At 70.6% G+C, this 13,391-nt stretch carries 11 protein-coding genes; 4 read left to right on the top strand and 7 right to left on the bottom strand.

Annotation, left to right across the window (positions count from 1 at the left end; genetic code table 11):
* Positions 1 to 281: 281 nt before the first annotated feature.
* Positions 282 to 2,366 (bottom strand): prolyl oligopeptidase family serine peptidase, encoded by a 2,085-nt coding sequence (locus tag ACFY2X_RS33965; protein WP_389946716.1) that lies wholly within the window; start codon positions 2,364 to 2,366, stop codon positions 282 to 284.
* Positions 2,367 to 2,483: 117 nt separating this feature from the next.
* Positions 2,484 to 2,876: a tyrosine-type recombinase/integrase gene (locus tag ACFY2X_RS33970; protein ID WP_389946718.1), complete on the bottom strand. Its 393-nt coding sequence runs from the start codon at positions 2,874 to 2,876 to the stop codon at positions 2,484 to 2,486.
* Positions 2,877 to 3,214: 338 nt separating this feature from the next.
* On the opposite strand from ACFY2X_RS33970, the gene ACFY2X_RS33975 reads away from it, so the two are divergent.
* A complete protein-coding gene (locus tag ACFY2X_RS33975) occupies positions 3,215 to 3,916 on the top strand; it encodes a hemerythrin domain-containing protein (RefSeq protein ID WP_389946720.1) in 702 nt (233 codons plus the stop codon).
* 43 nt (positions 3,917 to 3,959) lie between these two features.
* On the opposite strand, the gene ACFY2X_RS33980 is transcribed toward ACFY2X_RS33975, so the two are convergent.
* Positions 3,960 to 7,190 (bottom strand): BTAD domain-containing putative transcriptional regulator, encoded by a 3,231-nt coding sequence (locus ACFY2X_RS33980; RefSeq protein ID WP_389946722.1) that lies wholly within the window; start codon positions 7,188 to 7,190, stop codon positions 3,960 to 3,962.
* A complete protein-coding gene (locus tag ACFY2X_RS33985; protein ID WP_389946724.1) occupies positions 7,100 to 7,540 on the bottom strand; it encodes a hypothetical protein in 441 nt (146 codons plus the stop codon). Before ACFY2X_RS33985 ends, ACFY2X_RS33980 begins: the two co-directional genes overlap by 91 nt.
* Positions 7,541 to 7,930: 390 nt before the next feature.
* On the opposite strand from ACFY2X_RS33985, the gene ACFY2X_RS33990 reads away from it, so the two are divergent.
* Complete coding sequence (locus ACFY2X_RS33990) at positions 7,931 to 8,725, top strand: oxidoreductase (protein ID WP_389946726.1); 795 nt, start codon at positions 7,931 to 7,933, stop codon at positions 8,723 to 8,725.
* Positions 8,726 to 8,837: 112 nt separating this feature from the next.
* Positions 8,838 to 9,248 (top strand): hypothetical protein, encoded by a 411-nt coding sequence (locus tag ACFY2X_RS33995; RefSeq protein ID WP_389946728.1) that lies wholly within the window; start codon positions 8,838 to 8,840, stop codon positions 9,246 to 9,248.
* On the opposite strand, the gene ACFY2X_RS34000 is transcribed toward ACFY2X_RS33995, so the two are convergent.
* Positions 9,163 to 10,812 (bottom strand): recombinase family protein, encoded by a 1,650-nt coding sequence (locus tag ACFY2X_RS34000; RefSeq protein WP_389946729.1) that lies wholly within the window; start codon positions 10,810 to 10,812, stop codon positions 9,163 to 9,165. The genes ACFY2X_RS33995 and ACFY2X_RS34000 overlap by 86 nt on opposite strands.
* Positions 10,813 to 10,903: 91 nt before the next feature.
* Here ACFY2X_RS34000 and ACFY2X_RS34005 point away from each other — a divergent pair, with 91 nt between their 5' ends.
* The gene (locus tag ACFY2X_RS34005; protein WP_184759231.1) at positions 10,904 to 11,269 is read left to right on the top strand and encodes a DUF2809 domain-containing protein; all 366 of its coding nucleotides are present in this window, start codon (positions 10,904 to 10,906) and stop codon (positions 11,267 to 11,269) included.
* 297 nt (positions 11,270 to 11,566) lie between these two features.
* On the opposite strand, the gene ACFY2X_RS34010 is transcribed toward ACFY2X_RS34005, so the two are convergent.
* Positions 11,567 to 11,977: a hypothetical protein gene (locus ACFY2X_RS34010; RefSeq protein WP_389946731.1), complete on the bottom strand. Its 411-nt coding sequence runs from the start codon at positions 11,975 to 11,977 to the stop codon at positions 11,567 to 11,569.
* Positions 11,978 to 12,437: 460 nt separating this feature from the next.
* Positions 12,438 to 13,010: a hypothetical protein gene (locus ACFY2X_RS34015; protein ID WP_389946733.1), complete on the bottom strand. Its 573-nt coding sequence runs from the start codon at positions 13,008 to 13,010 to the stop codon at positions 12,438 to 12,440.
* Positions 13,011 to 13,391 lie beyond the last annotated feature (381 nt).

A 13,391-nucleotide genomic window follows, 5' to 3' on the forward strand; every position in this document is an offset into this window, starting at 1 on the left:
TCAACCTTGTCGCGCGGGCGCCTCGTCGTAGGCGCCCGCGCGAAGATGCGGCCCCCTCAGAGCCACCTGTCCCCGCCGGGATGGGCGGTCAGGCCCCCGTGGCCGGTCCCGGTGACGAACCGGGACCGGTAGACGCCGTCCTTGCCGGCCTGTCGAGGATCGCCAGCTCGCCCACCGGGCGGTCGGGATGGAGGTTGAGCGTCACACGCAGGCCGGGATCGACCGGGCCGTGACGTGGCTGAGGGCACGTGCGTGTGCCGTACCCGGCATGTCTGTCGTCATCATGACCCGTCGGACGCGTGCAGGATGAAGGCCAGCACATCGGCGAGCAGTGCCTGCTCCTGGTCTCGGGTCGAGCCGGCGCCGTGCCCGCCCTGCTCCTCGACGCGCAGCAGCACCGGCCGGCCGGAGGCCGTGGCCGCCTGCAGGCGGGCGGCCAGCTTCGCCGGCTGCCACGGCGGCACCCGCGCGTCGCGCAGGCCGGTGGTCAGCAGCACCGCCGGGTACGGCACGCCGTCCCGGACCCGCAGGTAGGCGTCGATGATCAGCAGGTCGCGCAGGCCCTCCTCGGTGGTGACGCTGCCGAACTCGGGCACGTTGATCGGCCCGCTCTCGGTGAACTCGTTGCGCGTGGCGTTCACCGTCGGCACCTGCATCGCCATGGCCGCCCACAGGTCGGGGCGGCGCACCAGCGCGCCGCCGGTGGGGATGCCGCCGGCGCTGACGCCCTCGCCGGCCAGCCGCCCCGGACGGGTGTAGCCGAGGGCGATGAGATGCTCGGCGCAGTCGATGAAGTCCGTGATGGTGGCCTCCTTGCGCTCGCCGCGCCCGGCCTCGTGCCACTCGCGGCCGTAGGCGCCGCCGCCGCGCAGGTGCGCAACGGCGTAGACGCCGCCGCGCTCGTACCAGGCGAGCATCTCGGGACGGAACTCCGGCCAGTCGGTCATCCCGTGGGAGCCGTAGCCGGTGAGCACGGCCGGGTTGTCGCCGTCCAGCTCCAGGTCCTTGTGGTGGATGACGGTGAGCGGGATCGGCGTCCCGTCCCGCGCGGGCACGTGCAGAGTACGGACGTACACGTCGCCGAAGTGCACCGGTGAGCGGGGCGCCAGCCCGGTGTCCTGGAGGGACTGGCCGTCGTAGCGGTAGAGCCGCGGCGCGTCGGTCCAGCCGGCCACCAGCAGCAGGGCTTCGGGCCGCGTCGGGTGGGTGGTCCACTCCAGGATGGTGCCGTCCACCGGCATCGGGAGGTCGGCGGGCTCGCCGCCGGACAGGGGTACGTGCCGTATCCGGCTGACGCCACCGTCGAGATCGCGCACCAGCAGCCGGTCGCCCACCACCCGCACCGACTCCACCGCCCGCTCGCCCGCGGGCACGACCACCTGGACTCGGGACAGATCGGGTGCGGCAAGCGGAACGGCCAGCACGTGGGAGCGCGGCGCGTCCCGGTGGGAGACCAGGTAGAGGGTGTCGTGGCTGGTGGCGAAGGTGGTCACGCCGTCGGCCACGTCCGCGACCTTCTGCCACGGGCAGGCGGCCGGGTCGGCCAGCCCGGCGCGCGGCGCCACGTATATCGTGCAATCGCTCAGCTGCTCACTGGTCCAGGGCCAGGGGCTGAGCGCGCCGTGGGAGACGATCGCCAGCATCCACTCGCCGTGCGGCGGCACCACCAGGAAAGGCCGATCCCGCGGGGTCAGCTCGATGTGGGGGTTGAGGCCGCGCGCCAGCACCACCGTGTCCTGCGCCGGGTCGGTGCCCAGCTGATGCAGGAAGGTACGGCTGTCCAAGCGGTGCTGCTCCACGTAGCGGTGATAGACGAACGACCGGCTGTCCTCCAGCCAGCTCAGGAAGGCGAAACGCGTCGTGGGCGGGATCGTGTCCCGGAGGGCTCCCGAGTCGGCGTCGATCACGTGGATGGAGCTGTCCTCCGACCCGGAGGCGGAGACGGCGCAGGCGACATGGCGGCCGTCGGGGGAGGGCACGTACCAGTCGATGGCGTGGTGCCCGTCGCCGGGCACCGTGCCGGGGTCGAACAGGACCCTGCTCGCTCCGTCGGCCTCGGTCACCATCAGCACCGGCACGCGGGCGTCCGGCTCGCGTACCAGGGCGAAGACCCTGTCGGCCGCCATCGCGAGGCCGAAGTACCGCGTAAGCGCACCGCCCAGTTCGCGGATCCGGGTCAGCAGGCCGGAGCGGTGCGGCAGGGCGTTCAGGTGCTCGCGGGCGTGCCGGGCCTGGCCGTCCAGCCAGTGGTGGAACTCCTCGCCTTCGGCTTCCATCCACCGGTAGGGGTCTTCGAGTGTGATGCCGTGGAGGGTCTCGCGGACGACGTCCACCCGGGCGATCGGGAGTTCGGTGATGTCGCTCATACGCGCATGATCATATGTCGGAGATCCGGTGGGGGCAGACCAAGTAAGCGTCAAAGACGCAACCTGCAAGTCAGGGGACATAATGATCTCAGCCGAAGGCCCGCGTGACGTGGCTGGTCAGAAGTCCTCAACGTAGGCAGCGGCGATGTCGTCGGGCGGGTTGGTGTAGATCCTGAGGTAGCGGTCGCTTGAGTGCCCCAGGCGTCGTTCCAGCTCGGCGTGGTTGTGGCCGGAGGCTTGGGAGAGCTGGTAGGCGAAGGTGTGGCGCAGGTCGTGCCGGTCGGCGGCCTCCACCGGGAGGCGCCGGCATGGGGCGGACTCCGCCTTGACCGTCCCGTCCGAGGACACGGCGACCGGCGCGTGGCCCGACCGGCGGAGCAGCCGCAGGGTCTCCTCGGGTGGCAGGGCGCCCAGGGCGACCGTGGGGGCGATCTGCCGCAGGCTCAGCTTGCGGAGCGCCCTGGCGCCGCACAACTCGGCGATGACGGCCGGGGCACTGGCGATGATCACGGACGGGGTGGGGGCGACCTCGATCGGCCTCCGGGGAGAATCGGACCGGATTTTGGCGCTACAAAAGCGATCTTGACGACGATTCGGTGACGAGGGTTGTTTGCCCTGGTTGAGCGCCCTAGCGCGCCTGCTCATGCCTGTGGATTTCCTCTCGAATGAGCAAGTGGCCCGCTATCGCCGGTTCCGGCCTTGCGGTAGGGCGGCGACTCCTGCGGCAGGCTCCCTCGTCCTGCGCGCTCTCGGATCAAAGGTCTTGGGCCGCTCTTGAGCCCGGCGTTCCAGAACGGCCCAAGGGCGGGCGGTCACGATGGCGGCACATCGCAGAGAAGGAGCGCATCGTGCATACCGCCGACCACCCGAACGTCCCGCAGATCATGCTGCCCGGCCAGGCCGCCGCCGCCCCCGGGCCGCTCGACATGGCCAACATGTACCTCGCGCACTACGGCTTCCGCCGCGACCTCGGCCACCTGCTCACCGCGATCGGCCGGATCCGCCTCGACGACCGGCGGCGCGTCTCAGCGCTGCGCGAGCACCACGCGTGGGTCCTGTTCGTCCTGCACCACCACCACACCGCCGAGGACGAGAAGATCTGGCCGCGGCTGCGCGAGCGAGCCCCGAGGGCGATCGGCACGATCGACGCGCTGGAGGCCGAGCACGAGGCGTGCGACCACTGGATCCGCGAGAGCACCGAGGCGTTCCAGGCGTTCGACTCCGGACCGTCCGAGCAGGGACGCGAGCGGCTCACGACCGCCCTGCGCACGCTGGCCGACACCCTCGGCGCGCACCTCGCGCACGAGGAGACCGACGGCATCCCGCTGATGATGGCCCACATCACGCCGGAGGAGGACGCGGAGATGCACAAGACGATCATGAAGGACTACGGCCTGCGCAAGCTGGTCAGGCTGGTCGGCTGGACCAGCGCCGAGGTGCCTGCCGACGTCGAGGCCCACCTGCGCGCGACCGCGCCCCGGCAACTGCTGATGATCTCCAACCTGGCCGGGAGACGCTACCGGCGCCGCACGGCCTACCTGTGGGGCTGAGCCGGTCCTCTGGGGGTGAGCCGGTCCCCGCCTACTCGCTGGGCTAGGCCAGTTCCCGTTCCACGCGTTCGGCGTGCTCGGCGTGCCGCCGCGCCGCCCCGGTGTCGCCCAGGGCCTCGGCCAGTTGCGCCAGCGACCGGCTGACCGGCCACAACAGCATGCCCAGGCCGGAGATTCCGATGCGGTCGGCGTACGGGGACGCCTCCTCGTACAGGGCGGCGCAGGCTTGCCGGTCGCCCAGCGCGGCCCAGAGCTCGCAGCGCAGCACCAGCCAGCACAGGTACACGAACGTGCGTGGGATCGGCGGCTGCCGCTCCCACGGGCCGAGCGCCTGCCGGGCCTCCTCCGGCCGGCCGCTGACGACCAGGTAGTGGGCGTACACGTCGAGGTTGAACGGGTCGAGCGGCTCGTGCGACATGTCCATCGGCGGCCGGACCGCGTCCGCCGCCCCGAGGCGCAGGCGCATGACCTCCACCAGGTACGTGATCCCGGCCGTGCTCGACTCCACCCCCCACATCGAGGTGGCCTGCTGCTCGGCCGCGGTGGCCGCGAGCAGTTCCTCGGCCGCGTCCAGGTCGCCCTGCTGCACGAGCAGGCTGAGCCGCAGCCAGCTCAGCATGATGCGCAGATACGGCATGTGGATACGCCCGATCAGCCGCGCCGCCTCGGCCATCGGCTCCCGTGACTCCCGCACCCGGCACAACTCCAGCAGCGTGCCGGCCTGGCAGATGAGCCCGATCGCGCGGAGCTCGTCGTCGCCCGCCTCCAGCCCGGCGCGGGCCATCTCCTCGCCCGCCTCCAGCCGCTGCCGCGCGTGGTCCGGGTCGAGCAGCCCGTAGTAGCGGGCGAACAGCACCCGGCCCAGCAGCGTCGCGTCGTTCTCGCGGCGGGCCAGCCGCACCGCCTCGGCGCTCCACAGCTCCCGCTCGGCCGGGTCCCGGCCGGGCTCGTAGTACGTCTGGAGCGTCAGGCAGGCCAGCACCCGGGCGCGGGCCTGCGGCTCCAGCCCTTCGTCGGCGGCCAGCTTCGTCAGGTCCGCCACCAGGTCCGGATCGTGGTCGCCGTAGACCTTCCAGGGTTGCAGGATGCGGCCGCCGTACCCGGTAGCGGCCTCGATCAGGCGCCGCCGGTCGCCCGCCTGCCCGGCCAGGTGGCGGATGCGCGCCAGCTCGGCCTCCTGCCCCAGCGAGTCGCCCGCCCCGAACCTGGCCTCGGCCAGCGCGAACAGCAGGTCCATCCGCTCGGCCGACCCCACGTCGAGGTCGTTCTCGGCCACGCGGTCCGCCCGTTCGAGCAGCTCGACGGCCGCGTCGTACGCGCGTAGCCGCTTGGCCTCCTCGGCCGCCCGCCACGCCGCCCGCCACGCCCGCGCGGTGTGGCCCGCGGGAACGGCCTCCAGCCAGTGGTGCGCGGCTGCGGCCAGCCGGTCCGAGGCGGGGCCGCCGGTACGCGACTCGATCGCGGCGGCGACGGCGGCGTGCAGCCGGGCCCGGCGCAGCACCGGCACCACCTCGGTGAGCGCCTCCTGCACCAGCGCGTGTACGAACAGGAACCGCCCGGGCCGCCCCTCGGTCAGCAGTTCCGCGGCCATGGCGGGCTCCAGCCGGTCCAGTGCCGTGTCCAGGTCCAGCCCGGCGGCTTCGGCCGCGACCGTCACGTCGAACTCCCGCCCGGCGACCGCCGCCACCCGCAGGAAGTCGGCGGACGGCGCGGGCAGCCGGTTCACCCGGCCGAGCACGACGTCGCGCACGCCCAGTGGCAGCGTGCCGCCGCCCGGCGATCCGGCCCGCAGGTAACGCACCAGCTCGGTGACGAAGAACGGATTGCCGTTCGTACGCTCCCTGAGCCCCCGAACGTCCGCGCCCTCGGGAGCCAGCCCCGCCAGGTCGGAGGCGGACAGCCCTGACAGCGGCAGCCGCAACGCCTGCCGCCGCGCCAGCGCCTCGAACGCCTCGGCCAGTGCGCCCTCAGGCGGCGGCCAGGTGCGTGCCGTGCCCACCACGGCCAGCCTGCCGCCCAGCACGTACCCGGCCAGGTAGCCCAGCAGGCGCAGCGAGGAGCGGTCCGCCCAGTGCAGGTCGTCCAGCACCACCAGCACCGGCTGCTGGGCCGCGGCCAGCGCCCGCGCCGCCGCCTCATAGGTGCGGAACCGCGCGCCCTCGGGGTCGTTGTCGGTCGCGGAGTTGACGCCGGGCAGGTTCGCCCGCACGTCGGCGGGCAGCGGCGGCAGCGTGTCGGCCAGCCGCTCCAGCACCGCCACCCACGGCCAGAACGCCGGAGCGCCCTCCGTCGCCGCGCACCGCCCCACCGCGACCGTGAACCCCCGGGCGCGGGCCCGGCTCACCAGCTCCTCGGCCAGCCGCGTCTTGCCGATCCCCGGCTCCCCGGTGATCAGCGCGAACCCGGGCCGGTTCGCCGCCGCCGCGTCGAGCAGCCCGTCCAGCGCGGCCAGCTCGTCCTCCCGGCCCGCGATGCCGCGCCCGGCCGGTTGCGGTTCGGGCATGGGCGGCCGCTGGGGGAGCAGCGCGGGGGACTGGCCGAGGATGTCACTTTCCAGCTCGCGCAGCTCCTCGCCCGGGTCGATGCCGAGCTCCTCGGCCAGGATCCGCCGGGCCGTGCGCAGCGCCTCCAGCGCCTCGCCCTGGCGGCCGCACCGGTAGAGCGCCAGCGCCCGCAGCGCCCACAGCCGCTCGCGCAGCGGGTGCTCGCGCGTCAGCATCTCCAGCTCGCCCAGCAGCTCGCCGTGGCGGTCCTGTCGGATCACCGCGCCCACGCGCAGCTCGCGGGCCCGCTCCCTGGCCTCGGTGAGGCGCGCCCTGACGGCGCCCACGTACGCCTGATCGTCCAGGTCCTGGTACGGTTCGCCGCGCCACAGCGCCAGCGCCTCGCCCGCCAGCCGTTCCGCCTCGGCGGGCTCGGCCGTCTGCTCGGCCTGCCCGACCAGGCGCAGGAAGCGCGCCGCGTCCACCTGATCGGGATCGATCGCCAGCGTGTATCCGACCGGCCCGAACGTCAGCAACCGGCTCTGCGCCCTGGCCGGGCGTCCCGGTTCAAGCAGGCGGCGCAGGTTGGACACGTACGAGTGCAGCGACGCCTGCGCCTCGGCCGGTGGCTCCTCGCCCCACAACCGGTCGATCAGCGTGGCCGGGGACACCGGCCTGCCCTCGGCCAGCACCAGCACGTTCACCAGCGCGCGCAGCTTCGGCGCGCCGATCCCGCACGGCCGCCCGTCGTCGCCGACGATCTCCAGCGGGCCCAGCACACGAATGTCCAATGCCCTACCACTCCCACGAAGTCGTCCGATCTTACGATGGGGTGGCCGGAGGCGGTGTAGCCGAGGTGGTTGTACACGACGACGACTCGGCCGCGGTAGCCCTGTTCCTTGATGAGCTGGGCCAGGTAGGCCAGCATGGCGAGGCTGTCTTTCCCGGCGCTAGAGCAGATGATCATCAGGTGGTATTCCGGGGGCGAGGAGCCTGAGGCAGCCGTTGGCGCTGAGATGGATCTTGGTTTGCTCGGTTTGACATAAAAGGAGATATCGAGCACCACGACCTGGGGAAACGCACTGCTGATCGTTATCGAGCCCGACTTATCCCGCATGTTCGAGCCGAAACCAGCCTGCACGTCCTGCGCCCTCGGGTTCGCCCTCGCTGAAGAACCTTCGCCCCGAGCGCCCCTGAGTTCAGCATCGGATGCGTGAATCTCGCGTCTGATGCGAACCCGGGATGCGCCGCCAACCCCCTTGACCTGCTCAAAGAGCGAATCTCTACAGGTCAGAGCTATATCCGTTGGATTTTCCGCCATTGCTACCGGGACCCCTGCCCGAGCGGTTGCCTGGATCGCACCGCCGGGCAGGCTGCGGCGCGGTATGTGTGCGCGGAGAAGAACACACTGCAGGCGTTGTTCTCCTCCTGGCTCGGCGATTGGCGTCCTTGCTGGTCAGGGGGCGACACTGAAAACCTGTACGTGATTTGCGCGGGCTTCCGCCAAATCACGGGATAGAAGGGGATACCGATGGAGCTGAGCCTCACCGGCAAGGTCGCCGTCATCACCGCCGCCAGCAAAGGCATCGGCTTGGCCGTCGCCGAGGCGCTCAGCCAGGAGGGCGCCCGCGTCGTCGCTGGCAGCCGGACCGAAACCCCGGAACTCGCCGCCCTGCGCGAGAAATACGACGTCACCTTCATCTCCGTCGATCTGGGCGGCGCCGATGGCCCAAGCCGACTGATCCAGGCAGCCGCAGACCGGCACGGCAGGATTGATGTTCTGGTCAACAACCTCGGCACTGCCAGCCCCCGCTCCAGCTTCCTGGACGTCGATGATGCCGAATGGCAGCGCGTCTTCGACCTGACCTTCTTCAGCGCAGTCCGCACCACCCGTGCCGGTTTGCCACACCTGCTCGCCGACGGCGGCGGGGCGATCGTCAACATCAGCTCCATCAACGCCCGACTGCCCTACCCCATGGTGGTCGACTACTCCGCGGCCAAAGCCGCGCTGACCAACCTCACCAAGGCTTTATCGGAGGAGTTCGCCCCGCGCGGCGTACGGGTCAACGCCATCGCCCCGGGGCCGGTCCGCACCCCGTTCTGGACCGGCCCCGGCGCCTTCGCCGACAACGTCGCCGCCAGCGCCGGAATCACCGCTAAGGAGGCCCTGAACGAGATGCTCCCGCGCGAGATGGCCATCTCCACCGGACGAATCACCGAACCCCAGGAGGTGGCCGACCTCGCCGTCTTCCTCGCCTCGCCTCGTGCCGCCAACATCACCGGCGCGGAATTCGTCATCGACGGCGGCCAGATCAAAACCACCTGACCACACCCGCCCCGGCAGACTGTGGCCGTGGAGTTCTCCAAGGCCCACGTCACGGTCGATCTTTGCCAGTGCTGCGCAGCGCGGCCTCGGCGGCGGCGCGCTGGGTCCGCTCGTGGGCCACTGGGATCACGTCGAGCGACTGTTGCTCACCCGCGAGCAGGCCGAGGCCTACAGGCTGCCCGCCACCGAGGGCAAACGCGGCGATCCGCGATGGCCGGCCTGGGCCCACCGGCATGGCTATGACGTCGAAAACCTGGTGCAGTGGGAGGTGGAGGGCCTGGACCCGGGGGAGCTGCGGCGGCTGGTGCTCGGCGCGGGCACCGCCTACCTCGACATGCGCGCCCTGGAGGCCGTGCTCGCCGAGGAACGACGCCAGCGCGCCGCGCTGCAGGCCTTCGTGGACGGCTGGCAGAACCCGGACCGGCGAGCTCCAACGATCAGGCAGAGGGGGACCGGTCGTCGCCCTCCAGTGCCCGATACAGGGTGGAGCGGCCGATGCCCAGGTGCTTGGCGATCGCGGTGACCGACTCCCCCCGGGCCAGCCGGGCACGGGCCGCCGCCAGGACATCGCCGGTCACCGCCGGGGGCCGGCCGCCCTTGCGCCCGTGCGCAGCGGCCGCGGCCAGGCCGTCCAGGGTGCGCTCGCCGATCAGGTCGCGTTCCATCTCCGCGGCCATGGCCGCGACCATGAACAGCATCTTGTCGGCGACCGTCTGCCCGTTGGGCCGGTGCAGGCCCGCGCAGATGCCGCTCAAGATCTCCAAATTGATGCCGCGCGGGGCCAGGGTGTCTTCGAGGAAGACCAGCAGCTCCTTCACCGAGCGGGCCACCCGGTCGGGCTTGTAGATGACCAGGGTGTCGCCGGCGCGCAGCCGCTCGATGGTCGCGGCCAGCTTCGGCCGGTCCTTGCGGGTGCCGGCGGTCTCCTCGACCACCTCCCGGCAGTTCGCCCCGGCGAGCGCCTCCATCTGCGACAGGTGATCCTGGGCGCGGGTGGACACCCGGGCGTAGCCGATCCGGATCGCGTTGATCGTCGGCGAAGGGGCGGGAACGGACCCGGCGGAGAGGCCGGGGACCGTCTCCGTGGTCGCCGTGGGGGCGTCCGGGGTCTCCTTCGCGGGCACGGTGGGGGCGCTCATCCCCCCATCGTCTCGAAAAGGGTCCTGAAACTCCATTTCCAGGGACAGGGTTTCGGGATGAGTTTCGGGACGGTCGTTCCTGGGCGAACACCCCTCGGCGACCATGATCGTTTCGCCGTCCCGCAAACGACCGTTTCCGGGACGGCCGTTCTGGTGCTCCTCGCGGTCATCATCGTCCTCGTCATCGCCGGGACGATCGTCGTCCCGGTCGGCCGCATCCAGATACAGGGCTCGGTCGGACGGGGGCGTCTCCTGCGCACCGGCGGCTTCAGAGGGTTCGGCGAGCACCTGGGCGGCGCGCTGGGCGGCGACGGCGCGCATCCGCTCCTCGAACGCCTCCTGCTCGATGCGATGACGTTCGGCCTGCTCGGCCAGGCGCACGGCGAGCGTGGCCAGCTCGGCGTTGACCTCGTCCTTGTCGAACGCGGCCGGATCCCACTTGTTGCGGCCGGAACCGAAGAGGTGTTTGGCCTGCCGGTACTTCCAGCCCTTCTTGTGCCGCAGCGCCCGCAGGTGCTCGGCGAACCCTTCTGGCCCGCCGCTGTCCTCAGGCGGGCAGGCACGGCCGCCGGCCGTGCAGCGCGGGTAGGCGGTGTTCTTGGCCGCCCGGTGGATCTTCTCCACCTGGATGTCGTGGTCCCAGCAGTCGCCCAGGTCGTAGCGGTAGGCCAGCCATCCGCCCGTCTCCGGCAGCAGTCGGGCCAAGGTCATGTCGTACTCGCTTTTGGCGTTGTCGCCGTACTCCTCCCAGTCCTTGGCGAAGACGTGCAGATGTTCGTTGTCCCACCCCATCGCCACCTGGATGATGTTGTGCAGCTCCCACAGGTTCGTCGTCGACGGTACATTGATCCGTCGCCACACCACCGGGCGGATCTCGCGCAGGGTGACCTTCAACTGGTGGATGCTGCCCACGGCGACCCGGCCCTTCGTGACGACGACGGGCGCCACGGTAGCGGCACCGATCACCGATACGGGACGGTTCCGAGCTCTATGATCAGGTTCGTCCTGATCGTTGAGATTCGGAGAAGATGTCAATCTCATGCGCCGTGCCATGGTCCTTCTGGGTGGCGTCGCCCTCGCCGTCGGCGCGTTCGCCCTCTTCTACCGGGGCCCGGGACAACCGTTCATCCGCGGTTACGTGAGCGACGTCGGCGCCACCATGCTGGTCTACGCGTTCTTGGGGCTGCTGTGGCGCACCACCGCCGCACGCCGCACCCTGGCCACGGCCGCGATCGCCGCCGCCGTCGAGTTCTACCAAATAGTCGGCATGACCCCGCCGGGCATCGGTGGTGTCCTGGTCGGCGCGTTCCCCGACCCATGGGACCTGGTCGCCTATGCCATCGGTGTGGTCGCGGCCCTGGCCTGGGAACGCCGATTGGTCCGATCCGGTGATCAGACCGGCTGACTCTCGGACTCCACCCCACTGGCACGCTGATGGTACGGATGCCCCACAGCGGCGAGGTCGCAGCTTATCTTCGGGTCCGGCCGAGATACAGCCAGAAGCGGCCACGAGCCGATCATGTTCGTAATCTCGGAAGCAGGCTGGAGCCTCTCCTCGGCCCTGGGAGGCGGAATCTCGGAAGCCCAGCCTGGAGACGACTTCCGAGATTGGCTGATCTCGGAAGTCGGGGCGGTGCTCAACCCTATGTGCGAGCTGCCGTCTGCCCAGGTCAGCATCTTCAAGATCCACCCATGGCCGGTATTACCCGTATCTCGGCTGGACCCGCTTGACCGGCCGCCACTGCTCGGGCCGGGTACGCGACAGGTACTCCAGGGCGAGCTTGCCGTTGGGCGGGGTGAGCTGCCGGTCGGTCTCCACGCTGCCGTCCGGCCGGTGCCGGGTCACCTCGCGCACCACGACGCCGCCCTGGGCATCGGCCAGCACGACCGACACCATCAGCGCCTCGGCCTCCGCCCGCGCACGCGTGACCGCGTCCAGGAAGTCCGCATACTCCGGGGCGGCGTCGGCGGCTTCGGCCTTGGCGAGCCAGGAGTTGACGGTGGAGCGGCCCACCCCGCATAACTCGGCGCTGGTGGACAGGTAGTTGCCCTCACGGATGTGGCCGCACAGCTTCTCGCGCAGCTCGGGCGTGAGCTTGGTGGGACGTCCCACTGAGGGGGGCAGACCAAGTAAGCCGGAAGGGGCTAATAGGCCTGGTCAACAACCGTCGGAGAGTCCATCCTGTTGATCGGATCTTGGACGTGGGCCAACACGGGCTACCGACGAGCCTCAGCCTCCCCTAAAGGCGCGTCCCTGGTACTCGTGCTCGCCTCAGGCAATCGAAACCCACATCGTACGCGGCGCGCTGCTTCCCTGCCTCGCCATCCCACCCATGGCCTAGGACCCGCCGCCCTACCTGCACAACGCCATGCTGCGCGGATCCCGACGCCTCTCCATCGAGGTGCAACAAGCCTGCCTGACACCCGCGCCAGCCGGCCCCGAGCCCAGACGTGTCTCGGCGGTTGCGTCACGGCACCTTGCAGACGGGCGACACGGCGTGCAGCGCGTCGGAGCCGCGAGCCAGTATTGAAGGCGGCGAAGAGACGCCACGGGAGACGCAGACGGCCGTCGATCATGCCCGCTGTACGGGACCGGCTACGTCCGCGTAGCGGATGATCTGGCCCGCCAGGATCATCACTGCGGCCAGCGCGGCGGCCGAGCCGATCCGGACCAGTGGAGTGTGTGGGCCCAGCAGCCAGAGCAGGGTGAGAGCGGTCAGCGATGGCGCGCAGAACGCAACCAGGTCCACCGCCAGCTGTAGCCGCTTGCGAGAGAGGCGGTGTGGATCCTCGCGGTGGTAGTTCTCCCACTTGAACACGTCGATGTCACCCGAGCCGTCGTCGACGAGGCCGACCAGGCGCGGCCCCAGCCGGCCGCGGACGTACCGCCCGATGACGGTGATCTTGTGATCGTTGGCGACGTAGGCCCAGCCCAGCACCGTGGTAGCCAGGGGCAGCAGCAACAGCAACTCCAGCCGGCCCACGGTGGTGGTGACAGTGCTGATGCCGGCGACCGCGGTGAGTACGGCGTACAGCAACTGGCCGCGCACGCCGATCCGCTGCCGCTCCTCCGCCTTCAGGGCCTCGTATTCGCTCAGCAGCGCCTTGACCGCGTGCTCGGGACTTACCGCGGTGGTGTCGGTCATCGAGGACATTATTGGACCCGTCTCCCTGATCTGCCGGATTCGTAGGATGCGCGGGTGCGCTCGCAGACGCATGCAGCGGTACGGAGGGCCGGCGCCTGCGGTTGACGGGGATCAGCGCACGGAGCACCTCACGGGTCCGACCGATCGGCGCGCCGTGGTCGCTTTGTGCAGGCCCGCGCTCCGGAAGGCACGACCGTCGGCTCGTAGGTGATCCCACAGCCATGAGCGGCGAAACTTTGGAGCGCCTCGCCGCACGTCACCGCTTTCCCAGTGATGACGATTTCGTCATTTATGAACAGTATTGTCGGTTATGCAATGACTCACTCAAGGAGAAGTGAGGGTTCCATCACTCTTGACGATATAGACGGCGAAAGCGCGGCA

The organism is Streptosporangium sp. NPDC000396 (assembly GCF_042898655.1).
In the GTDB taxonomy this organism is placed as follows: Bacteria; Actinomycetota; Actinomycetes; order Streptosporangiales; family Streptosporangiaceae; genus Streptosporangium.

Bases quoted from the DNA above. Each gene is read 5' to 3' on its own strand.
- ACFY2X_RS33965 (WP_389946716.1), bottom strand. From the start codon at position 2,366: ATGAGCGACATCACCGAACTCCCGATCGCCCGGGTGGACGTCGTCCGC.
- ACFY2X_RS33990 (WP_389946726.1), top strand. From the start codon at position 7,931: ATGGAGCTGAGCCTCACCGGCAAGGTCGCCGTCATCACCGCCGCCAGC.
- ACFY2X_RS34005 (WP_184759231.1), top strand. From the start codon at position 10,904: ATGCGCCGTGCCATGGTCCTTCTGGGTGGCGTCGCCCTCGCCGTCGGC.
- ACFY2X_RS34015 (WP_389946733.1), bottom strand. From the start codon at position 13,010: ATGACCGACACCACCGCGGTAAGTCCCGAGCACGCGGTCAAGGCGCTG.